Below are 21,923 nucleotides of genomic sequence, written 5' to 3' on the forward strand. Positions count from 1 at the left end.
GTATTTCGCAATTATTCCTCTCGGGCCGGGAGGTCCGCGAAGGCACGCACCTCCCGTTGGAACAGCGGCACCACGGTGGTCGCGGTGAGGGCGGCCAGGCCCACCCAGAGCACCGGGCCGTTGCCGAAGGCGGTCGCGGCGACCGGGGCCAGGGCCAGCCCGACCGGCTGAAGGCCGTACGTGCCGAGGGTGTCGATCGCGAAGACCCGGCCCAGCATGTCGGCGGGGATCGCGCGGTGCAGGGCGCTCGCCCAGCTGACGTTGAAGACGGCGTAGCCGAAGCCCGTCACGGCCATCGACACCCCGAGCGGCGTCAGGGGCGCGGCCGCCAGCAGGCACAGCACCTGGGTGGCCAGCAGGCCCAGGGACAGGACGGCCACCGTGCCGGGCCGGCGCGGGGTCCAGGCCGCGATCGCCATGCCGCCCGCGATGGAGCCGGCCGCCTGGAGCGCCACCATCGGCCCGTACGCGGCGAACTCGCCCCGCTCCTGGAGGATCACCGGCAGCAGCACCGCCACCGGGGCCATCACCAGCAGCAGCTGGAGGGTGCCCTGCACGATGATCGTCAGCACCCACAGCCGTTCCCGGACGGCGGCGAGGCCCTCGCGGGCCTGCCGGAACACCGTCCCGCCCGCCGTACCGGGCCGGCGGGGGTCGCCGGCGCCGACCAGGGTGAGGGCGCTCGCGGCGAACGTCCCGGCGTCCGCCCAGAACGCCGTGCCGGCCGTCCCGGCCGTCAGCAGCAGCCCGCCGAGCGCGGGGCCGAGCACCTGGCCGGTGCGGACGGTGATCGAGCGCAGGGCGTTCGCCTTCGGCAGGTCCTCGTCAGGCACCAGGCCGGGGATCAGCGCCCCGAAGGCCGGAGTGAACACCCCGGCCGCGAACCCGGTCACCAGCGCCAGCAGCACCGGCACGGCGAGCGGGGCCCGGGCCGCGCCCAGCGCGAAGCACACGGCCGTGACCAGCCGCACCACGTCCGCCGCCGCCATCACCCGCGAGCGCCGGAACCGGTCCGCCAGCACCCCGCCCACCAGGGCCGCCCCGACCAGCGCCAGGCTCTGCGCGCCCAGCACCACCCCGAGGTCGGTGGTGGAGTGGTGGGCCAGGACCGCCCCGGGCAGCGCGACCAGGGTGATCCCGTCCCCGACGGCGCTCGCCGCCTGCCCGGCCCACACCCGCCGGAACGGGCCGTGCCGCAGCACGACGGCGAACGACAGCAGCCGCGCCGGTCTCACGCCGGCCCGCCCGGCCCCCTCACGTCCGTGTCACTTCGTGCCGACGGTCCGCAGCACCGTCACCGCCGTCGCGCGGGCCGCGTCCACCACCTCCCGCAGGGACACCTGCTCGCGGGCGCTGTGGGCCACCGCGATGTCGCCTGGCCCGAACTGGAGCGTCGGGATGCCCGCCCCGGTGTAGTGCCGCAGATCGCTGCCGTACGTCGCCCCGCGCTCCCGCAGCCGGGCGGCGCCGGTGGCGTCGGCGAACGCGTCCGCCACCGTGTCCCGCAGGGGATGCCCCGCCGCCAGCCGGCCGCTGGCGAACTGCCCGCCCGGCCAGGTGACCCGGGCGGGGTGTTCGCGCAGCCAGGGGTCCTCGGCGCAGGCCTCGGCGACGCACCGTTCCAACGCGGCCCGCGCCTCGGCGGGGTCCTCCCCGAGCCGCACACCCAGCCGCCCCTCCGCGACCAGCAGGTCGGGCACGCTGCTCGCCCAGTCGCCGGAGCGCAGGGTGCCGACGGAAAGGGAGTAGGGGAGCGGGTATTCGGCGAGCAGCGGGTCGGGGTCGCGGTTGCGTGCGGTCTCCAGCCGGGCCAGCGCCCGGTGCAGCGGCAGATAGCCGTCGATCGCGCTCACCCCCGCCTCCCGGGAACTGGCGTGCGCGGCCTTGCCGGGCACGGTGATCCGGAAGGTCAGCGCGCCCGCGTTGGCGGTGATCACCGTGCCGGCGGTCGGCTCCGCGATCACGCAGGCGTCGCCGCCGTGTCCGCGCCGCAGGGTGCCGAAGGCGCCGATCCCGCCGTCCTCCTCGCCGACCACGAAGTGCACCGCGACGCGCCCGCGCAGCCGTACCCCGGCCGCCCGGACCGCGGCGAGCGCGGCCAGCTGCGCGGCGAGTCCGGCCTTCATGTCGCAGGCCCCGCGTCCGTGCACGACGTCACCGGTCACCCGGGGCACGAACGGGTCCCCCGCCCAGGCCGCGAGGTCTCCGGGCGGTACGACGTCGACATGCCCCTGGAGGATCAGCGTCGGCCCGTCGGCGCCGCCGCCGGTGTGGCCGACCAGCCCCCACGCCTCCTCGCGCGCCACCTCCATGCCGGGGAATCCGGGGTCGGCGACGAGGGCGGGCAGGTCCATGGACCACAGGTCGACGTCGAGGCCGAGCCGTTCCAGCCGTCCGGCGAGGTGGTGCTGGAGCTCGGACTCGGCCGGGCTGCCGGTGACGCTCGGTATCGCGACCAGTTCCAGCAGTGTGCGGCCGACGGCCGCCTCGTCGACCGCCGCCAGTACGGCGGCCTCCTCGTCACTGAGCACGCGTGGGCTCCCCTCCCTCGTGAACGGGTTTCCCGCATACTTGCTCATCGCGGCGGCCCGTCACAGCCCTCCGCCGACCGTGAACCCGATCACCGAGCCGCCGCCCGCCCGGCGGAAGGCGAACGGTGTGCCGCCGTGCGACAGCGCCACCTCCCGCACGATGGACAGGCCGAGTCCGGAGCCGGGCAGGGAACGGGCGTCGGCGGCGCGGTAGAAGCGGTCGAAGACCCGGGTCAGCTCGGCCTCGGCGATGCCCGGCCCCCGGTCGAGGACCTCGACCCGTACGACGCCCGGCCGGGCCGGGCCCTTGACGGCGATCTCGACGGGCGCCCGGCCCTCCCGGTCGAACTTGGTGGCGTTCTCGACGAGGTTGGACACCGCCCGCTGGAGCATGTGCGGCCGCCCGTCGGTGCTGGTGTCGCCGCTGGCCGTGACCAGGATCTGCCGCCCGGTGCGCCGCCGGACGGCCCCGGCGACCTCCTCGGCGATGTCGGCGAGGTCCAGGGTGCGGGGCGGCTCGTTGTCGGACTGGCCGGCCGCGAGGTCGACCAGCTCGTTGACGAGGTCGGTCAGCTCGCGGGCCTCCTGGGTGAGGTCGGCGACCAGTTCGTCCCGGGTGTCGGGGGGCAGCTCGTCGATGCGGCGCAGCAGCGAGATGTTCGTCCGCAGGGAGGTCAGCGGGGTGCGCAGCTCGTGCCCCGCGTCCTGGACCAGTCGCCGCTGGTCCTCCTCGGACTGGGCGAGGCGGCCGAGCATGCGGTCGAAGGCGCGGCCCAGCCGGCCGACCTCGTCGTGGCCGGTGACCGGGACCTGCACGCCGAGGCGCCGGGTGCGGGCGACGTCCTCGGCGGCGGTGGTGAGGATGACCAGCCGGTGGGTGATCCGCCGCGCCAGCCACCAGCCGAACAGGCCGGCCGCCGTCACGACCGCGGTCATCAGGACCAGGGTGCGCTGCTGGAGCGCCCGCAGCAGGTCCTCGGTGTCGCTGAACTCCTGCGCCACCTGCACCGCGCCCCGGCCGCCGCCGAGTGCGACGGTGGCGACGCGGTAGACGTCGGCGCCGACGTCCACGTCCTTGTGCTCGACCATCTCCCCGGCCGTCGCGGCGGCGGCGACCCGCCGGTCGGCGGCGACCACGGGCAGCCCCGGGCTCCCCCGGTCCACGAGCGAGCCGTCGGCGCCCAGCACCTGGACGTCCGTACGGGCGGGCCGCACGATGTCGTGGCCGGGCGCGGCGGAGGAGAAGTCCTCGGGTGCCATGGCGTTCCCGCGCACCTCGTCCCGCAGGTCCTGCACGACCTCGTCGAACACCGACTCCTGGTCCACCCGCACCAGCCGGGCGGCGGCCGAGTAGGACAGGACACCGATCAGCACGGTGACGGCGGCGGTCACGGCGGCGAACGACACCGCGAAGGTGGTACGCAGGGACACCAGCTTGGGCCGGGGCCGCGCCAGCAGCCGGCGCAGCCGGCCCACTCAGTCCTCCCTGAGCACGTAGCCCACGCCGCGCACCGTGTGGATGAGCTGCGGGGCGCCGGGGTGGTCGAGTTTGCGGCGCAGGTAGCCGACGTACACGGCGAGGTTCTTGGAGCCGGGGCCGAAGTCGTAGCCCCAGATCCGGTCGTAGATGGTGGAGTGGTCGAGGACGATGCCGGCGTTGCGGACCAGCAGTTCCAGCAGTTCGAACTCGGTGCGGGTCAGTTCCAGCTCCCGCTCGCCGCGCCAGGCCCGCCGCGCCTGGGGGTCCATCCGCAGCCCGGCCGCCTCCAGGTGGCGTTCGGCGGGCTGCCGGGGGACGGCGGCCGTGGTCGTGGTGGGGTCGGGGGCGGCGGGAGCGGTGCCGGCGCCGGCGCCGGTGCGGCGCAGCAGGGCCCGCAGCCGGGCGAAGACCTCCTCGACGTCGAACGGCTTCACCACGTAGTCGTCGGCGCCCGCGTCCAGCCCGGCGATCCGGTCGGCGGTCTCCACCAGCGCGGTCAGCATCAGGATCGGGGTGCGGTCGCCCTCGGCGCGCAGCACCCGGCAGACCTGGAGTCCGTCGATCCCGGGCATCATCACGTCGAGGACGAGCACGTCCGGCGGGGACTTGTGGGCGTGCGCCAGCGCCTCGACCCCGTCGGCGACCGCGGTGACCTGGTAGCCCTCCAGGGCCAGGGCACGTTCCAGGGCGTGGCGGATGGCGCGGTCGTCTTCGGCGAGCAGCACGGTGGGAGGCACGGCCTCAGTCTGCCAAGGCCTGCGGCGGTCGGGCCGCGTGGACCGTCCGACGATCACCCTTCTTACTGGGCTCTCACCCTGCCGCGGCCTCCCTCGCGGCGCCCGCTCACCCCGCCGGCCGCAGCGCCGCCAGCTGTTCCGCGAACGGGACGACGTCGAACTCGTCCTTGGCCGTGGTGGCCGGCCGTGCCGTGGACAGCCCGGTCATCAGCGCCGCCAGCTCGCCCGCCGCCCGCTCGACGCGCTCGGGCAGTCCCTCGGCGCCCCAGTCCTCGGAGGCCGCGTAGACGCCGGTCGGGACGACGACGGCCCGCAGGTAGGAGAAGAGCGGCCGCAGGGCGTGTTCGAGGACCAGCGAGTGCCGGGCCGAACCGCCGGTGGCGGCGATCAGCACCGGCTTGCCCGCCAGCGCGTCCGGGTCGATCACGTCGAAGAAGGACTTGAACAGGCCGCTGTACGAAGCGCTGAACACCGGCGTGACGACGATCAGGCCGTCGGCGGCCGTCACCGCGTCGAGGGCGGCCGCCAGCTTCCGTCCGGGGAAGCCGTTGGTGAAGTTGTGGGCGATCTCGACGGCGAGGTCGCGCAGTTCCACGACCTGGACCTCGGCGGACGTCCGCCCGGTCACGGCCCCGGCCAGCCGGTCGGCCAGCAGCCGGGTCGACGACGGGACGCTCAGTCCCGCCGAGACGACGACGAGCTTCATGCGACGGTCTCCTTCCGTGCGGCGGCGAGCAGGGACGCGTGGGTCGGAGCCTCGGGGACATCGGCCGGCCGGCCGACAGCGAACTCCTTGCGCAGCACCGGCACGACCTCCTCGCCGAGCATGTCGAGCTGCTCGAGCACGGTCTTCAGCGGCAGTCCGGCGTGGTCCACGAGGAACAGCTGGCGCTGGTAGTCGCCGGCGTACTCGCGGAAGGCGAGCGTCTTCTCGATGACCTGTTCCGGCGTGCCGACGGTCAGCGGGGTCTGGTCGGTGAAGTCCTCCAGGGACGGCCCGTGCCCGTAGACCGGCGCGTTGTCGAAGTACGGCCGGAACTCGCGTACGGCGTCCTGGGAGTTCTTCCGCATGAACACCTGACCGCCCAGGCCGACGATGGCCTGCTCCGGGGTGCCGTGCCCGTAGTGGGCGTAGCGGGCCCGGTACAGCTCGACCATCCGCTTGGTGTGGTCGGCCGGCCAGAAGATGTTGTTGTGGAAGAAGCCGTCGCCGTAGAACGCGGCCTGCTCGGCGATCTCGGGCGAGCGGATGGAGCCGTGCCAGACGAACGGCGGGACGTCGTCCAGCGGACGCGGGGTGGAGGTGAACCCCTGGAGGGCGCTGCGGAACTTCCCCTCCCAGTCCACGACGTCCTCGCGCCACAGCCGGTGCAGCAGGGCGTAGTTCTCGACGGCGAGGTTGATGCCCTGGCGGATGTCCTGGCCGAACCAGGGGTAGACCGGGCCGGTGTTGCCGCGGCCCATCATCAGGTCCACCCGGCCGTCGGCCAGGTGCTGGAGCATCGCGAAGTCCTCGGCGATCTTCACCGGGTCGTTGGTGGTGATGAGGGTGGTCGAGGTGGAGAGGATCAGCTTCTCGGTCCGCGCGGCGACATAGCCGAGCATCGTGGTGGGGGACGACGGCACGAACGGCGGGTTGTGGTGCTCACCGGTCGCGAAGACGTCCAGGCCGACCTCCTCGGCCTTGAGCGCGATGGCGACCATGGCCTTGATCCGCTCGCGCTCGGTCGGCGTACGCCCCGTCGTGGGGTCCGGCGTGACGTCGCCGACCGTGAAGATGCCGAACTGCATGGCCGCTCACCCTCCAAAGTTGTTGACGGTTCAACTATACCCTCAGAACGGCGGCCCGCCCACAGCTATTCCCTGCGGCCGCTCACCCCTTCCAGCGCGGGTCCCGGCCGGTCCGGGCGAGCAGCCGCTCGAACGCCGACGCGTCCTCCGGCGCCGCCACCGCCTCCCCGAACACGCCCATCTTCCGGGCCGTCGGCTCCAGCACCGCGACCGCGCCCGCCAGCTCCGCCACCCCCGCCTCGTCGGCCGCGCCGTACTCCTGCCCCGTGGCCCGCGCCAGGTCCCACACATGCACGGTCAGATCCAGCAGCGCCATCGAGCCGACCAGCCGCGCGGGCATGTCCATCGCCCCCGTCGTGCCCTCCTCGGCGCCGGGCGCGGACCAGGCCGCCACCAGCCGCCCCGTCTCCTCCACGAGCCGCTCGCGCCAGCCCGGGTCCCCGCTCACCACGTCGGGCGTCTCCGCGAAGTCCGACGCCTCCTTCACCGCCAGCCGCTGGAACTGCACCACCACCTGGAAGACATGGTTGACCAGGTCCTTCACGTCGTACTCCGCACACGGGGTCGGAGCGGCCAGCGCCCCGTCCGCGATGCCCCGCACCACCGGCACGGCCCGCTCACGCGCCCTGCCCAGCAGCTCACCGATGCCGTACGTCCTCGCACTGTTGGTGTCCATGCCCCGACCGTACGGACGCCGGACCTCGCCCCTCTAGAAGAAACGCGACGTACGATCCGAGCATGGCCGCCCCCCGCCGCGACACCCGCGGGATCGTCGACCCGGCCGGGCTGCTGGCCCGCGTACGGTTCCGCCGGCACCGGCCCGCCGAGCCGCTGCGCCACCATGTCGAGACGTACTGGTTCATCGACTGGGACCTGCCCGAGCCGTACGCCTCCCACGTCGTCCCGCACCCCAGCGTGAACCTCACCTTCCAGTGGGACGAGGACGACGCGGCGGGGGCCCCCTACGGCGAGCTGACCGGCGTCGCGCTCGGCCTCTACACCCGGAAACTGACCGGACGGGGCCGGGTGTGCGGGGCGAAGTTCCGCCCCGGCGGCTTCCGGCCGTACGCCCCCGAGGCACCGGTCTCGCACTGGACCGGCCGCGCGCTGCCCGCCCGGGACGTCTTCCCGGCGGCCGGCGGCGACACCCCCCGGTCCGTCGTCACCCCCGCCGACGACCTCGCCCGGGTCGCCGCGCTCGACGCCTTCCTGCTCTCCCTCGCCCCGGCGCCCGACCCCCGGGCCGACCTCGCCATGGACCTCGTCCAGCACATCCGCACCGACCGCACCGTGCGCCGCGTCACCGACCTCGCCCGCACCGAGGGCCTCTCCGTACGGTCCCTGCAACGGCTCTTCGCCGGATATGTCGGTGTCAGCCCCAAGTGGGCCATCCTGCGCTACCGCATCCACGAGGCCCTGGAACTCGCCGGCACCCGCGACGACCTCGACTGGGCCGCCCTCGCCGCCGACCTCGGCTACGCCGACCAGGCCCACCTGGCCCGCGACTTCACCACCACCGTGGGCGTGCCCCCGACGGCGTACGCCCAGGCGGCCCGGCAGCCCTGAGGCCTCTGGAGACTCTGGAGCCCCTGAAGCCTTGAGAAACCCGTCCTACGACGTGAGCGGCAACGCGTCCATATAGCTGTTCGACGGCTTCCCGATCTTCGTCACGCTCCGCGCGTCCACCGCCACCGCCGCCGACGACGTGCCCAGCGCGCCGCTCGCGTGCCAGGTCCCGGTGACCGACACCCAGGTGTCGGCCTTCGGCGCGGCACTCCCGTACACCCGCACCTTCAGCGTGGTCGCGTCCGCCGCGCAGCAGCTGACGAGGATCCGGGTCAGGTACCAGCCGCCCCCGCCGTCCGAGACCGGCGTGACGAACCCCGACATCAGCACCGCCCGGCCCCCGATCGCCCGCTTGCGGTCCTGCTGCACCCGCTGGGTGAAGTCGGTCATGGTGATCGGCAGCGGAGAGGTCGCGGGCAGCGGGTCGAAGCCGTCCTCGTCCTGCACCGCGACGGTCTTCGCGGGCTCCCGCGAGGCGGTGTACGAGCCGAGGGCGGGCGGGGCGTAGAACAGCAGACTGAGCGCGGGGAGGACGAGGAGCCAGGCGACGCGGGGGACACCCGAGTGGTCGTGGCCTTCCTCGGCACCCCGATCGCCCTCGGGGCCGTGCCGGTGGCCGTCGTCGTGGCCGTGACCGGACGCGCCGTGCGGCCGGCGCCGGGACGCCGACCACGCCTCCGCGACCCCCAGCACCACCAGCAGCACCCCGGACGCGATCAGCAGCGGACGCATCCCCTCCTTCACGTACCGCAGATACTCGTCCGTGAGGAGCGCGGTGCGCAGCAGTCCCAGCCCGCCGAGCCCGAGCAGCCCCGCCTTCACCCACCGCTTCACAGCAGCACCCCTCCGATCAGCACGCTGCACACCACCGCGACCACCGCCGTGGCCGTCGAGAAACGGACCGCGAAGGCCCGGCCGAACGTCCCCGTCTGCAACGCGATCAGCTTCAGGTCGACCATCGGGCCGACCACCATGAACGTCAGCCGCGCGACCGGCGAGAACCCGGTCAGCGAGGCCGCCACGAACGCGTCCGCCTCACTGCACACCGCCAGCACGATCGCCAGCCCCGCCAGGAACAGCACCGACAGCCACGGCGACCCGGAGAACGTCTCCAGCACCGACCGCGGCACCGCCACGTTGAAGGTGGCCGCCGCCATCGCCCCCACCACCAGGAAGCCGCCCGCGTGCAGGAAGTCGTGCTGGAAGCCCTCCCGGAACTCCGTCCAGCGGCTCTGCCCCGGCCGGTGCCCGGTGTGCCGCACGGACGGCCGCAGCCATTCCGCCCTGCCCAGCCAGAGCCACAGCCAGCCCATCGTCGCCGCCGTGAGCAGGGAGGCGAGCAGCCGGGCCAGCACCATCTCGGGGCTGCCGGGGAACGCGATCGCCGTGGCCGTCAGCACCACCGGGTTCACGGCCGGCGCCGACAGCAGGAACGCGAAGGCCGCGGCCGGGGTCACCCCCCGCCCGATGAGACTGTTCGCCACCGGCACCGAGGCGCACTCGCAGCCCGGCAGCACCACCCCCGCGACACCGGCCACCGGCACCGCGAGCGCGGGCCGCTTCGGCAGCAGCCGCCCGAACACATGCGCCGGCACGAACGCGTTGATCGCCCCGGACAGCGCCGTGCCCAGCAGCAGGAACGGCATGGCCTGCACCGTCACCGCCAGACACACCGTCCGCCAGGCCTGCACGGCCGGCTCGTCGAGGGACCGCCCGACGAGCACCAGCAGCACCCCCGGCAGCAGGGCCGCGCCCAGCAGCAACAACGGCCAGAACCGCGGCAGCGGGCGACCGCCCACGGCCTCCTCGGCCGGCCCGGCCGCCACGGGCCGTGTCTCCGTCTCCTGCATCCCGCCCCAGCCCCGGCCTTCCCGCGGACCCGCGTCCCGCGACCCGCTCCCCGCCGAACTCCGCGGGCCCGTCCGCCCCGCGTGCCGCGATCGTACGGCGCTCAGAAGGCGTACGTGTCCCCGGTGTCCAGCACCAGCACCTGCTGCCGGTCGTTGCCCCGGTTGCGGTCCACCGAGCCGCCCGCCCACACCGTGTCCATGTCCAGCGTCACCTCCGTCGGCGCGCCCCGCAGCCACACCCCGAGCGCGATCCGCTGCCCCGTCCCGCCCGCCGCCAGCGGACCCGTACGGCACACCACCGACCGCTCCCCCGTCCGCGCGCACCCGTCCGGCAACCGCTGCGCCCCCGTCGCCAGCGGCACCGACCAGCGCAGCCGCACCGTCGCGTCGGCGACATCACCCGGCCCGTGGTTGCGCGGCGACAGCCGCACCTCGACCCGGCCCCGGTCCATCGCCGCGAAGCCGTGGTACGAGAGATCGGCCTCGGGCACGTCGGTGACCGCCACCGCGGCCGGCGCGGCCGCCCCCCACACCAGCACGGCACCCCACACGGCCAGACCCCGCATCCTGCGCATGCCACCACTCCTCACTCGGCAAGGGCTCACGCAGGGGATGTATCCCACGCCGGGCGGCCCTCAGGCGCCCTCCATCAGGTGACAGGCCGCGCCCGCGCCGGGCCCGGCCGCTCAGGAGGGCTCGTCGGGCAGCAGTCCCAGCTGTCCCAGGAACTCCATCTCGTCGAAGTACAGCCGGTAGTCGGCGATCAGCCCGTCCGCGTCGACGGTGGCGAAGTCCACCCCGCGGATGCGGAACTCCTTCTGCGTCGGCGGCAGCGAATCCCCGGAGGGCAGCTGGATCGGCCCGGTGTTGCGGCCGCTGAACCAGCCCTCGTCGATGGCCGTGTCACCGACCTCGTACGCGTGCAGCGACTCGTACGACCCCTCGGGGACCGCCTCCGTCATCTGCCGCCAGTACTCGGCGATGTCGTCCCGCCCGTGCAGCTCCCCGCCGTCGGGGGTCACCGCGACCGCGTCCTGCGCGAACAGCTCGCCGATGACCTTGGCGTCCGCCTTCGAGGTCAGCGCCACGGTGAGCCTGTCCATGACCTCACGCGCCTGTCCCATGCTCCGCCTCCGGAAAGACAGGAGGATCACCGCTTCCATCGTCCCACCGGGCCCGCTCGCGCGCAGACCGCCCGGGGCCCCGTCGGGACCGCCGCCTATCCTGGCCCGACAGGGTTCCGCCCACGTCCGAGGAGCAGTCCATGGCCACCGCCGCCCCGTCCGCCGCCTCCCGCATCGCCGTCGTCACCGGTGCGAGCAGCGGAATCGGCGCCGCCACCGCCCGGCAGCTCGCCGCCGCCGGCTACCGCGTCGTCCTGACCGCCCGCCGCAAGGACCGCATCGAGGCGCTGGCCGAGGAGATCGTCGCGGCGGGCGGCGCGGCGACCGCGTACCAGCTGGACGTGACGGACCGCGCCGCGGTCGACGAGTTCGCGTCGGCGTTCCGGACCATCGGCGTGCTGGTCAACAACGCGGGCGGCGCGCTGGGCGCGGACTCCGTCGCCACCGGCGACCCCGCCGACTGGCGCACGATGTACGAGACCAACGTCATCGGCACCCTCAACCTCACCCAGGCCCTGCTGCCCCGGCTCGTCGAGAGCGGCGACGGCACGGTGGTCGTCGTCTCCTCCACCGCCGGCCACGGCACGTACGAGGGCGGCGGTGGCTATGTCGCCGCCAAGCACGGCGCCCATGTCCTCGCCGAGACGCTGCGCCTGGAGATCGTCGGGCAGCCGGTGCGGGTGATCGAGATCGCCCCCGGCATGGTCCGCACCGACGAGTTCGCCCTGACCCGCTTCGGCGGCGACCAGGACCGGGCCGCGAAGGTCTACGAGGGCGTCGCCGAACCCCTCACCGCCGACGACGTCGCCGAGACGATCCGCTGGGCCGTCACCCGCCCCCACCACGTCAACGTCGACCTCCTCGTCCTGCGCCCCCGCGCCCAGGCGTCCAACACGAAGGTCCACCGGGAACTGTGATGCCGGACGCCGAACCGACCCCGGAGATCAACTCCCCCGAGGCCCTGGAGAAACGGCGCCTGGCCCAGGAGACCAAGGACGAACGCCAGGTCTGGATCTTCCTGGCCTGGTTCCTCTTCGGCATCCACATCATCGCATTCGTCATGATCTACGCGGTGAAACACGCGCAGTAGGCCGTTCCCGGGGATGTTCCAGGGGCACGACCGTGGACAGACCCCTACGCGGCTCGCCTGAACCCATATGAGTGAACGCTGCCGATCACTCGATCGGCAGGCGAACTGGCGACCTAGGCTCGCGCCAGAACGTCGCTTCAACGGCCCTCGACCGGGACGGGCATCCCGTTCGAGGGCCTCACCGGCAAGGAAGGAATCGCTTCCTCATGGCTGACTGCGAGCCTATCGCTCACCGATTCATGGACCTCACGGTCCCGGAGTGCGCGTACATGTTCGGGTTCCTACAGGCGGATGGGCATCTGGCGAAAGGGCCGGGCCAGAAGGGCCGTCTGACCGCCGAGATCAACGCCCGGGATGTCGAGCTTCTGCGCGAGTTCCAGAAACTGACGCCGTACTACAGCAGCATCACCGAACGTACCCGCTCCACAAACTTCGCCGGGATCCACAACTCGGCCACCTGGACCCTGTGTTCCCTCGAAGCCAGGACCAGACTCAACGAACTCGGCCTGCCGTACGGCCGCAAGTCGAAGACCATCGCTCCTCCCCAAGGTGACTTCTCACGCCGTGACTACCTCCGAGGTGTCATCGACGCGGACGGATCCGTGGGGTGTACCGGCAAGGGCTTCCCCTTCATCTCCCTCACGACAGCCAGCACGGCCATCGGGGCCTACCTGTGCTTCTACGCAGGAAAGGTCACCGGCACGGAGCGCAGCCTCAGGCGAAACGCACGAGACGGCATCTACAACATCCTCTATACGAAGGAGAACGCCCAGAGGCTGGCAGCCGATCTCTACTACGACGGCTGCCTGTCCTTGGAACGCAAGAAGACGGCAGCCGACTCGCTGAGTTCCTGGGTTCGGCCGGCCGGCATGAGGGTCGCACCGGAGCGCCGCCGCTGGACTGCGCAGGAAGACCGGGTACTGCTGCGGCTGAACGACGACGCTGCGGCGGCAAGGGAACTGGAGCGAACCCGGAAGAGCTGCCACATCCGGCCCTGGCGGCTGCGAAACGGCCAAGCCCCCGCGCCGGCCGAGCGACAGCCGACGAGACCCCCGGTCCTCACCGGGGGCCTCGTGCGTGTCAGCCCTTCACACAGATGAACTGCTTGAGCTTTGCCACGACCTCGACCAGATCGCGCTGCTGCTCCATCACCTGATCGATGTTCTTGTAGGCACCCGGGATCTCGTCGAGCACGCCGGAGTCCTTACGGCATTCCACGCCCCGCGTCTGGTCCTCCAGATCCCGCACCGTGAAACGCCGCTTCGCCGCGTTGCGGCTCATGCGCCGACCGGCTCCGTGCGAGGCGGAGTTGAAGGCCTTCTCGTTGCCGAGGCCCTTCACGATGTACGAACTGGTACCCATCGAGCCGGGAATGATCCCGTACTCGCCGGAACCCGCGCGAATCGCGCCCTTGCGTGTGACCAGAAGGTCCATGCCCTCGTACCGCTCCTCCGCCACGTAGTTGTGGTGGCACGAGATCTCGGTCTCGAAAGTCGGCTTGGCCTTCTTGAACTCCTTGCGGATCACGTCCTTCAGCAGCGCCATCATGATCGCGCGGTTGTACTTGGCGTACTCCTGAGCCCAGTAAAGGTCGTTCCGGTACGCGGCCATCTGCGGAGTGTCCGACACGAACACCGCCAGATCACGATCGACCAGGTCCTGATTGTGCGGAAGCCTCTGGGCGATACCGATGTGGTGCTCGGCCAGCTCCTTGCCGATGTTCCGCGATCCGGAGTGCAGCATGAGCCAGACCGAGTTCGACTGGTCGAGACATACCTCGATCATGTGATTTCCGGATCCGAGCGTTCCCATCTGCTTAGTGGCCCGCTCCTGGCGGAATTTGACCGCATCCGCGACGCCGTCGAACCGCCCCCAGAAGTCGTCCCACCCGCCGGCAGCGAAGCCGTGCAGGCCGCCCGGGTCGACGGGGTCTCCGTGCATGCCGCGCCCGACCGGAATGGCCTGCTCGATCTTCGACCGCAGGCGCGACAGATCGCCCGGCAGGTCGTTCGCCGTGAGGGAGGTACGCACCGCCGACATCCCGCAGCCGATGTCGACCCCGACCGCCGCCGGGCAGACCGCGCCCTGCATCGCGATGACCGAGCCGACCGTCGCGCCCTTGCCGTAGTGGACGTCCGGCATGACCGCGAGGCCCTTGATCCAGGGCAGGGTGGCGACGTTGCGGAGCTGCTGGAGGGCGCCGTCCTCGACCGACGCCGGGTCGGTCCACAGACGGATCGGTACCTTCGCACCCGGCATTTCCACATACGACATATCGTCCTCATTCCCCCGGAAGCCGTACAGAAGTCTTCAATCGCAAAACCGGCGCCAAGATCAACGAAAAGGGACGACGGACCGGCATCCACGGTGTTGCGTGCGATACACATTGTCTGCCGGCGCCGCCCCCGTCCGGCAAGCGAATAAGCAGCGGGGACACTGGACCCGGCGATCACGCACCCCAACCCCCGAGAGGAGCCGACCGTGCAGCGGAAGGCGTACGTAACAGGCGTCGCCGCACTCCTCGCGGCCCTGCTGGCCGGCTGCACCTCCGGCTCGGACGACGGCGGTCCGCCGGACAACTCCAACCCCGGCGAGGCCGGTACGGCCTCCGTCGCCGCCCAGCCCGGCAAGTACGACAGCCTCCCGGAGGCCTGCGGCGTGGTGAGCCGCTCCACCCTCGACTCCCTGCTGCCCGGCATCGAGGAGATCACCGACGAACAGCAGCGGGAGACGGCCTACGCGGGCGAGGCCACCCTCACGTTCGACACGGACCGCAAGGTCGGCTGCCGTTGGAAGGTGCAGTCGACGGACGCCACCGACCATCTGCTCGTCGACTTCGAGCGGGTCGTCTCCTACACCAACGCCGTCAGCGACGACAGCGAGGCGGAGGAGCTGTTCGCGCGGAAGGTCACCGCGGCCGACCTCCCGGAGCCCGCCGCCTCCGGCACCGAGGAGGAGACGACGGACTCCGCGTCCCCCTCGGCCGGCTCGACCCCCTCCGCCTCGGCGTCCGCCACCCCGTCCGGCACGGCCTCGGCGTCCGCCTCCGCCACCGGCACCCCGGCCGACCTCCAGCCCCGTCTCCTGGACGACCTCGGCGACGAGGCGTTCGTCGACGACGTGCTCGCCAGCTCCGGTTCGACGGCGAAACAGCGCACCGTGACTGTGGCGTTCCGCACGTCCAACGTCATCGTGACCATCGAGTACGACGAGCAGCCGGGCACCGTCGGCACGGTCCCGGACAGCAAGGAAATGCAGGACAAGGCACGGAAACTGGCCTCCCAGCTGGCCGACTCCCTGGCCTGACAACGGCCTTCGGGCCGCGCCCGCCCTCGGTCCGCAAAGCCCCCGAAGCGGAACCGCACGGCTTGCTCACCGCGTACCGTGGCCCCTCGGACCCGATCCGACCGCAGGAACCACGAGCGTCATGAGTGAAGGAACCATGCAGCGACGAGCCCAGCGAGACGACCAGCAGCGTGCCGAGCGAGCGACCGGGAGGGGAGGCCTGAACCGCGTTCTCGCAGCCGCGCTCGCGGTCCCCGTGATGGTGTTCGCCGCGGCCTGCTCCTCGGACTCCGGCTCCGACTCTGCTCCGGGCGACGACGCGCAGGACGCCGCGGCCTCCGCAGGCGGCGCCGAGAGCCCCTCGCCGACCGTCCAGGCCGCCGCGTACGCCACGCTGCCCGACGCGTGCAAGGTGCTGGGGAAGAAGACGCTGACCGACCTGGTGCCGAAGGGGACCTCCGGCAAGGAGGGCACCTCCAGCGACACCGAGTCCCGCAACAGCTGCTCCTGGTCGAGCCTGGACAACAACGGCGTGGACGGCTCGCAGTTCCGCTGGCTGAACGTCTCGCTGCTGCGCTTCGATTCGGACGAGGCGGGCGGCAGCGGCGAGTCGCAGGCGCAGACGTACTTCGCGAAGCAGGTCAAGACCGCCCAGACCGTCTCGGGTGCGAAGAACACGAAGTCGGAACCGGTGACCGGGACCGGCGACCAGGCGACCGTGGTGCGGTACGACCTGAAGAAGAAGGAGGGCGCCTTCAAGCAGCAGACGGTCGTCGCCCTCGTCGAGAATGTCGTCGTCACGCTCGACTACAACGGTGCCGGTCTGGCGGGCGAGAAGACCCCCTCCGCGGACACCCTGACGGCCGCCGCGAAGAAGGCCGCCAAGGAGGTCGTGGACTCGGTGCGGTCGGCCAACGGCGAAGGCACCGGCGGCAGTTCGGGCACCTCGTCGACGAGCCCGTCCCCCTCGAAGTCGTCCTCGAAGTCGTCCTCCGCGACACCCTCGAAGACCCCGAAGGCGACCGCTTCGAAGACCTCGTCGAAGTCCACGTCGACGTCCTCCTCCGTGAAGAGCTGACGATCCGGCAACACGTCCGCCGCACACATGTGCCACCCTGTTCCGCGCAACAGCATGCACTGGGAGGGGAGTACGGGTGGCCGCGCCAATCCAGCTGACACGGATGCACCGCATTCTCATAGGTGTGGTCGTGGCCGGCGCCGTCGTCATCGCCGGCATCGGCTTCGCAGGTTCGTACGCGGCCGTCCGCGAGCTGGCGATCCAAAAGGGCTTCGGGAACTTCAGCTATGTGTTCCCGATCGGCATCGACGCGGGCATCTGTGTCCTGCTGGCCCTGGATCTGCTGCTGACGTGGATCCGCATCCCGTTCCCGCTGCTCCGCCAGACGGCGTGGCTGCTGACGGCGGCCACGATCGCCTTCAACGGCGCCGCCGCCTGGCCGGACCCGCTGGGCACGGGGATGCACGCGGTGATCCCGATCCTGTTCGTGGTGGCCGTCGAGGCCGCCCGGCACGCGATCGGCCGGATCGCCGACATCACCGCCGACAAGCACATGGAGGGCGTCCGCCTCACCCGGTGGCTGCTCTCCCCCCTGCCCACGTTCCTCCTGTGGCGCCGGATGAAGCTGTGGGAGCTGCGCTCCTACGATCAGGTCATCAAGCTGGAGCAGGAACGTCTCGTCTACCAGGCCAGGCTCCGCTCGCGGTTCGGCCGGGCCTGGCGCCGCAAGGCCCCGGTCGAGTCCCTGATGCCGCTGCGCCTGGCGCGCTACGGCGTCCCCCTGGCGGAGACGGCCCCGGCGGGCCTGGCTGCCGCGGGCATAGAGCCGGCGGTCCTGCCCGCGGCCGCGCACCAGCAGCAGCTGCCGTCGGCGACGGCAGCCGAGCTGCCCGCGGCACCGGCCGGGCCCGGCGCCATGGCCCTCGGCCCGAACACCGCCGGCGCCGTGCCCGCCGCGCGGCAGGCGGTGCCGCAGGGCGAGCAGCGCCCCTACCCCGGCGGTCAGCAGTACCCCGGGCAGCCGCAGCAGCAGGGCCCGGAGCAGAGCCCCTGGTTCCAGGGCACTCCGGCCGCGGTCGAGTACCACGGCGGCTACGACCCCACCTACGACCCCTCGGAGCAGTACGCCCAGTGGTACGAGGAGCAGCAGCAGGCCGACGAGTACCGCGAGCAGTACGAGGAGGAGCCCCCGGTGCCGGGCCAGGAACCCGGCCCGGAGGAGACCGGCACGTTCCCCATCCCGGTGGGCCCGAACCGCACGCGTGAACTGGGCGAGGGCGGCGGCACTCCGGTCCTGGAGCCGGACGAGGAGGCCTACTACCAGGTCTTCAAGCAGTCGATCAACGGCAGCTACCCGACCCCGAGCCAGTTCAGCGACAACGTGGAGGCGACCTACGGCGCCCCCGTCGGGGACGCCGAGGCCAAGCGTATGGTCATGCGTTTCCAGAACCGCCACGCGGCGGAGCTGGAGGAGGACCACATCGCGTGACGCGTACGAGGAGGGGGCGCCCGGTGCAGCACCGGGCGCCCCCTCCTCGTGTCCGGGCGTCCTACTCCCCGAGCAGGGCCCGTACCCGCTCCTGGCCCACGGCCAGCAGCAGCGTGGGCAGCCGGGGGCCGGTGTCGCGGCCGACGAGCAGGTGGTACAGCAGCGCGAAGAACGTCCGCTGGGCGGTCTTGATCTCGGCCGGCAGTTCCTTGGGCGTGGCGTCGGCGGAGAACCCGGCCTGCACCTTGGGGACGCCGTACACGAGGTGGGTGAGCCCGTCGAGCGACCAGTGCCCGGCGAGACCGTCGAGGAGCAGCCGCAGGGACTGCTGGGAGGCCTCGTCGAGGGACTTCAGCAGTTCGGCGTCGGGCTCCTGGCGCACGATGGTCCGCTGGTCGGCGGGGACGTGCGTGTTGATCCAGGCCTCGGCCTTGTCGTACCGGGGCCGGGCCTCGTCGAGCGTGGCGAGCGGGTTCTCGGGGTCGAGGTCGCTCAGGATCCGCAGTGCCTGGTCCTGGTGCCCGGCGGTGATGTCGGCGACGGACGCGAGCGTCCGGTACGACAGCGGCCGTACGGTGCGCGGCAGCTCACCGGCGGCGGTGCGCACCGCGCGGGAGTGCGCGGCGGCGTCGGCGGGCAGGACGGAGCCTTCGGCGACCTTGGCGTCGAGCTTGTCCCACTCGTCGTAGAGCCGCTGGATCTCCTGGTCGAAGGCGATCTTGAAGGACTGGTTGGGGCGGCGGCGGGCGTACAGCCAGCGCAGGAGCTGCGGCTCCATGATCTTCAGCGCGTCGGCGGGGGTGGGCACACCGCCGCGCGACGAGGACATCTTGGCCATGCCGCTGATGCCCACGAAGGCGTACATGGGCCCGATGGGCTGCGTACCGCCGAAGATGCCGACGATCTGGCCGCCGACCTGGAACGACGATCCCGGGGAGGAGTGGTCGACGCCGGAGGGCTCGAAGATCACGCCCTCGTAGGCCCAGCGCATCGGCCAGTCGACCTTCCAGACGAGCTTGCCGCGGTTGAACTCGTTCAGCCGGACGGTCTCGGAGAAGCCGCACACCGTGCAGGTGTACGTCAGCTCGGTGGTGTCGTCGTCGTAGGAGGTGACGGTCGTCAGGTCCTTCGCGCAGTTGCCGCAGTACGGCTTGTACGGGAAGTACCCGGCGGAGCCGGAGCTGCCGTCGTCCTCTGCCGCGGCGCCGGAGCCCTCGGCGGCCTCCAGCTCGGCCTCGTCGAGCGGCTTCTGCTGCTGCTTCTTCGCCGGGGCCTTCTTGGTGCGGTACTGGTCGAGGATCGCGTCGATGTCACCGCGGTGGCGCATGGCGTGCAGGATCTGCTCGCGGTAGACGCCGGTGGTGTACTGCTCCGTCTGGCTGATCCCGTCGAACTCCACGCCCAGCTCGGCCAGCGACTCGACCATCGCGGACCTGAAGTGCTCGGCCCAGTTCGGGTGCGGCGAGCCGGCCGGGGCCGGGACGGAGGTCAGCGGCTTGCCGATGTGCTCGGCCCAGGAGCCGTCGACGCCCGCGATGCCGGCGGGCACCTTGCGGTAGCGGTCGTAGTCGTCCCAGGAGATCAGGTGGCGGACCTCGTGGCCCCGGCGGCGGATCTCGTCGGCGACCAGGTGCGGGGTCATGACCTCGCGGAGGTTGCCCAGGTGGATGGGCCCGGACGGGGAGAGACCGGACGCGACGACGACCGGTTTGCCCGGGGCCCGGCGCTCCGACTCCTCGATGACCTCATCCGCGAAACGGGAGACCCAGTCGGTGGTCTCCGGGCTCTGAGCCACGATCGGCACGTCCTCTGTGTGTTCTGAAGGCTGGGATTGATGTGCGCCCATTCTCCCAGACCACCCCGCGCCCGGGAAAACCGCTTTACCCCCCGTGGGATACTGGGCCTGTCTATCCATCCCCACGAGGAGAACGGCACCCACTCCTATGGCCTCGGTCACGTCCCTCAGCCACTCCGTCGCGCAGCATCTCGCGTCCGCCCTCTCGGCCACCCTGCCGGAGGCCGCCGGAGCCGACCCGCTGCTGCGACGAAGCGACCGGGCCGACTTCCAGGCCAACGGGATCCTGGCCCTGGCCAAGAAGGCGAAGGCGAACCCGCGCGAGCTGGCGACGCAGGTCGTCTCCCGGGTCGAGTCGGGTGGCCTGATCAAGGACGTCGAGGTCTCCGGGCCCGGCTTCCTGAACATCACGCTCACCGACCGGGCGATCGTGGAGAACCTGGCGGAGCGGTACGCGGACGGCGAGCGCCTCGGGGTGCCCCTCGCGGAGCACCCGGGCACCACGGTGATCGACTACGCGCAGCCGAACGTGGCCAAGGAGATGCACGTCGGTCATCTGCGGTCCGCGGTGATCGGTGACGCGGTGGTGCAGATCCTGGAGTTCACCGGTGAGTCCGTCGTGCGCCGGCACCACATCGGCGACTGGGGCACCCAGTTCGGCATGCTCATCCAGTACCTGATCGAGCACCCGCACGAGCTGGACCACAAGGGCGGCGAGGTCTCCGGCGAGGAGGCCATGTCGAACCTGAACCGCCTCTACAAGGCGGCGCGGTCGCTCTTCGACTCCGACGAGGAGTTCAAGACGCGTGCGCGGCGCCGGGTGGTGGACCTCCAGGCGGGCGAGCCGGAGACGCTGGCCATGTGGCAGAAGTTCGTGGACGAGTCGAAGATCTACTTCTACTCGGTCTTCGACAAGCTGGACATGGAGATCCGCGACCCCGACGTGGTCGGCGAGTCCGGCTACAACGACATGCTGGACGAGACCTGCCGCCTCCTGGAGGAGTCGGGCGTGGCGGTCCGCTCGGACGGCGCGCTCTGCGTCTTCTTCGACGACGTGAAGGGCCCGGACGGCAACCCGGTCCCGCTGATCGTGAAGAAGTCGGACGGCGGGTACGGCTACGCGGCCACCGACCTGTCCGCGATCCGGGACCGTGTCTTCAACCTGAAGGCCGACAGCCTGATCTACGTCGTGGACGCCCGGCAGTCCCTGCACTTCAAGATGGTCTTCGAGACCGCGCGCAGGGCCGGCTGGCTGAACGACGACGTCAAGGCCCACCAGCTCGCCTTCGGCACGGTGCTGGGCAAGGACGGCAAGCCGTTCAAGACGCGTGAGGGCGAGACGGTCCGGCTGGTGGACCTCCTGGACGAGGCGATCGACCGGGCCACGTCCGTCGTGCGGGAGAAGGCCGAGAAGGTGGGCCTGAGCGAGCGGGAGATCGAGGAGAACGGCCGGTACGTCGGCATCGGCGCCGTGAAGTACGCGGACCTCTCCACCTCCGCCGTGCGGGACTACAAGTTCGACCTCGACCAGATGGTGTCGCTGAACGGCGACACGTCCGTGTACCTCCAGTACGCGTACGCCCGGATCCGGTCGATCTTCGGCAAGGCGGGCGACCGTACGCCGCTGGCCCACCCGGAGCTCGAACTCGCCCCGGCGGAGCGCGCGTTGGGTCTGCACCTGGACCGGTTCGGGGAGACGCTGGACGAGGTCGCGGCCGAGTACGCCCCGCACAAGCTGGCGGCGTACCTGTACCAACTGGCCTCGCTCTACACGACGTTCTACGACCAGTGCCCGGTGATCAAGCCGGCGCCGGCGCAGGAGGTCGCGGAGAACCGCCTCTTCCTGTGCGACCTGACGGGCCGCACGCTCCACCAGGGCATGACCCTGCTGGGCATCAGGACGCCCGAGAGGCTCTGACGCCTTACCCGCGCACGGAACCGGCTCCTCGCGCTCGCGCGTCCCCCCTGCGAAGGCGGGGAACGCGAGTGCGAGGAGAGTCGGTGGGCGGCGCGGACGATCCGACGGTGGGCGAGGCCCTGTACGGCATGCTGCTGATCGGGGTGGCCGGTGTGGTGATCCCGGCGCTCGTGGTGCTTCCGCTCATCGGCCTGGGCATCTGGCTGGCCCACCGTCCATGGGCCCGGAAGTCCCGCTGACGGCGGACGC

The 21,923-nt window shown here is 71.8% G+C and carries 22 protein-coding genes; 9 read left to right on the forward strand and 13 right to left on the reverse strand.

The annotated features are described in order from the left end of the window. Positions 1–11: 11 nt before the first annotated feature. The 7 genes from IE275_RS19070 to IE275_RS19100 form a co-directional block, all read right to left on the reverse strand. Positions 12–1,235, reverse strand: a complete 1,224-nt coding sequence (locus IE275_RS19070) for an MFS transporter (protein ID WP_189712516.1) — start codon at positions 1,233–1,235, stop codon at positions 12–14. A gap of 30 nt (positions 1,236–1,265) precedes the next feature. Beyond that, complete coding sequence (locus IE275_RS19075) at positions 1,266–2,531, reverse strand: ArgE/DapE family deacylase (RefSeq protein ID WP_229870359.1); 1,266 nt, start codon at positions 2,529–2,531, stop codon at positions 1,266–1,268. A 60-nt stretch (positions 2,532–2,591) separates the two neighbouring features. Beyond that, positions 2,592–4,007 carry a sensor histidine kinase gene (locus IE275_RS19080; protein WP_189712518.1) on the reverse strand — a complete coding sequence of 472 codons (1,416 nt, stop codon included), beginning with the start codon at positions 4,005–4,007 and terminating at the stop codon, positions 2,592–2,594. Beyond that, on the reverse strand, positions 4,008–4,748 hold the full coding sequence (locus IE275_RS19085) for a response regulator transcription factor (protein ID WP_189712519.1): 741 nt from the start codon (positions 4,746–4,748) through the stop codon (positions 4,008–4,010). A 106-nt stretch (positions 4,749–4,854) separates the two neighbouring features. Then, positions 4,855–5,454, reverse strand: coding sequence for an FMN reductase (locus IE275_RS19090; protein ID WP_189712520.1), 600 nt, complete (start codon positions 5,452–5,454; stop codon positions 4,855–4,857). Then, positions 5,451–6,539 (reverse strand): LLM class flavin-dependent oxidoreductase, encoded by a 1,089-nt coding sequence (locus IE275_RS19095; protein ID WP_189712521.1) that lies wholly within the window; start codon positions 6,537–6,539, stop codon positions 5,451–5,453. Before IE275_RS19095 ends, IE275_RS19090 begins: the two co-directional genes overlap by 4 nt. 82 nt (positions 6,540–6,621) lie before the next feature. Next, entirely contained in the window at positions 6,622–7,215 is a 594-nt protein-coding gene (locus tag IE275_RS19100; RefSeq protein ID WP_189712522.1) for a TIGR03086 family metal-binding protein, read from the reverse strand. 62 nt (positions 7,216–7,277) lie between these two features. Between IE275_RS19100 and IE275_RS19105 the strand changes: the two genes are divergently transcribed. After that, a complete protein-coding gene (locus tag IE275_RS19105) occupies positions 7,278–8,105 on the forward strand; it encodes a helix-turn-helix domain-containing protein (RefSeq protein WP_189712523.1) in 828 nt (275 codons plus the stop codon). A gap of 45 nt (positions 8,106–8,150) precedes the next feature. On the opposite strand, the gene IE275_RS19110 is transcribed toward IE275_RS19105, so the two are convergent. The 4 genes from IE275_RS19110 to IE275_RS19125 form a co-directional block, all read right to left on the reverse strand. Then, positions 8,151–8,939 (reverse strand): TIGR03943 family putative permease subunit, encoded by a 789-nt coding sequence (locus IE275_RS19110; protein WP_189712524.1) that lies wholly within the window; start codon positions 8,937–8,939, stop codon positions 8,151–8,153. Next, positions 8,936–9,955, reverse strand: a complete 1,020-nt coding sequence (locus tag IE275_RS19115) for a permease (RefSeq protein WP_189712525.1) — start codon at positions 9,953–9,955, stop codon at positions 8,936–8,938. Before IE275_RS19115 ends, IE275_RS19110 begins: the two co-directional genes overlap by 4 nt. 101 nt (positions 9,956–10,056) lie before the next feature. Further along, complete coding sequence (locus IE275_RS19120; RefSeq protein ID WP_189712526.1) at positions 10,057–10,530, reverse strand: hypothetical protein; 474 nt, start codon at positions 10,528–10,530, stop codon at positions 10,057–10,059. 111 nt (positions 10,531–10,641) lie between these two features. Then, entirely contained in the window at positions 10,642–11,079 is a 438-nt protein-coding gene (locus IE275_RS19125; RefSeq protein ID WP_189712527.1) for an ester cyclase, read from the reverse strand. A gap of 140 nt (positions 11,080–11,219) precedes the next feature. Between IE275_RS19125 and IE275_RS19130 the strand changes: the two genes are divergently transcribed. The 3 genes from IE275_RS19130 (at position 11,220) to IE275_RS19140 (ending at position 13,269) form a co-directional block, all read left to right on the forward strand. After that, positions 11,220–11,996 carry an SDR family NAD(P)-dependent oxidoreductase gene (locus IE275_RS19130; RefSeq protein ID WP_189712528.1) on the forward strand — a complete coding sequence of 259 codons (777 nt, stop codon included), beginning with the start codon at positions 11,220–11,222 and terminating at the stop codon, positions 11,994–11,996. Next, positions 11,996–12,169 carry a hypothetical protein gene (locus IE275_RS19135; protein WP_189712529.1) on the forward strand — a complete coding sequence of 58 codons (174 nt, stop codon included), beginning with the start codon at positions 11,996–11,998 and terminating at the stop codon, positions 12,167–12,169. Before IE275_RS19130 ends, IE275_RS19135 begins: the two co-directional genes overlap by 1 nt. 206 nt (positions 12,170–12,375) lie before the next feature. Further along, a complete protein-coding gene (locus tag IE275_RS19140; RefSeq protein WP_189712530.1) occupies positions 12,376–13,269 on the forward strand; it encodes an LAGLIDADG family homing endonuclease in 894 nt (297 codons plus the stop codon). Here IE275_RS19140 and IE275_RS19145 read toward each other — a convergent pair. Further along, the gene (locus IE275_RS19145; protein WP_189712531.1) at positions 13,250–14,443 is read right to left on the reverse strand and encodes an RtcB family protein; all 1,194 of its coding nucleotides are present in this window, start codon (positions 14,441–14,443) and stop codon (positions 13,250–13,252) included. The two genes, IE275_RS19140 and IE275_RS19145, sit on opposite strands and share 20 nt — an antisense overlap. Positions 14,444–14,650: 207 nt before the next feature. Here IE275_RS19145 and IE275_RS19150 point away from each other — a divergent pair, with 207 nt between their 5' ends. The 3 genes from IE275_RS19150 (at position 14,651) to IE275_RS19160 (ending at position 17,961) form a co-directional block, all read left to right on the forward strand. After that, positions 14,651–15,475, forward strand: coding sequence for a DUF3558 domain-containing protein (locus IE275_RS19150; RefSeq protein ID WP_189712532.1), 825 nt, complete (start codon positions 14,651–14,653; stop codon positions 15,473–15,475). Between the two features lie 121 nt (positions 15,476–15,596). Then, on the forward strand, positions 15,597–16,532 hold the full coding sequence (locus tag IE275_RS19155) for a DUF3558 domain-containing protein (RefSeq protein WP_189712533.1): 936 nt from the start codon (positions 15,597–15,599) through the stop codon (positions 16,530–16,532). A 76-nt stretch (positions 16,533–16,608) separates the two neighbouring features. Beyond that, entirely contained in the window at positions 16,609–17,961 is a 1,353-nt protein-coding gene (locus IE275_RS19160; protein ID WP_189712534.1) for a DUF2637 domain-containing protein, read from the forward strand. A 61-nt stretch (positions 17,962–18,022) separates the two neighbouring features. Here IE275_RS19160 and lysS read toward each other — a convergent pair whose 3' ends face one another. Further along, a complete protein-coding gene (gene lysS / locus IE275_RS19165) occupies positions 18,023–19,765 on the reverse strand; it encodes a lysine--tRNA ligase (protein WP_189712535.1) in 1,743 nt (580 codons plus the stop codon). Between the two features lie 139 nt (positions 19,766–19,904). Between lysS and argS the strand changes: the two genes are divergently transcribed. Further along, a complete protein-coding gene (gene argS / locus IE275_RS19170; protein WP_189712536.1) occupies positions 19,905–21,674 on the forward strand; it encodes an arginine--tRNA ligase in 1,770 nt (589 codons plus the stop codon). 83 nt (positions 21,675–21,757) lie between these two features. Continuing rightward, positions 21,758–21,913: a hypothetical protein gene (locus IE275_RS19175; RefSeq protein ID WP_189712537.1), complete on the forward strand. Its 156-nt coding sequence runs from the start codon at positions 21,758–21,760 to the stop codon at positions 21,911–21,913. Positions 21,914–21,923: the final 10 nt, after the last annotated feature.

Origin of the sequence: Streptomyces phaeofaciens (assembly GCF_014648915.1) — a bacterium.
Lineage (GTDB): Bacteria > Actinomycetota > Actinomycetes > Streptomycetales > Streptomycetaceae > Streptomyces > Streptomyces phaeofaciens.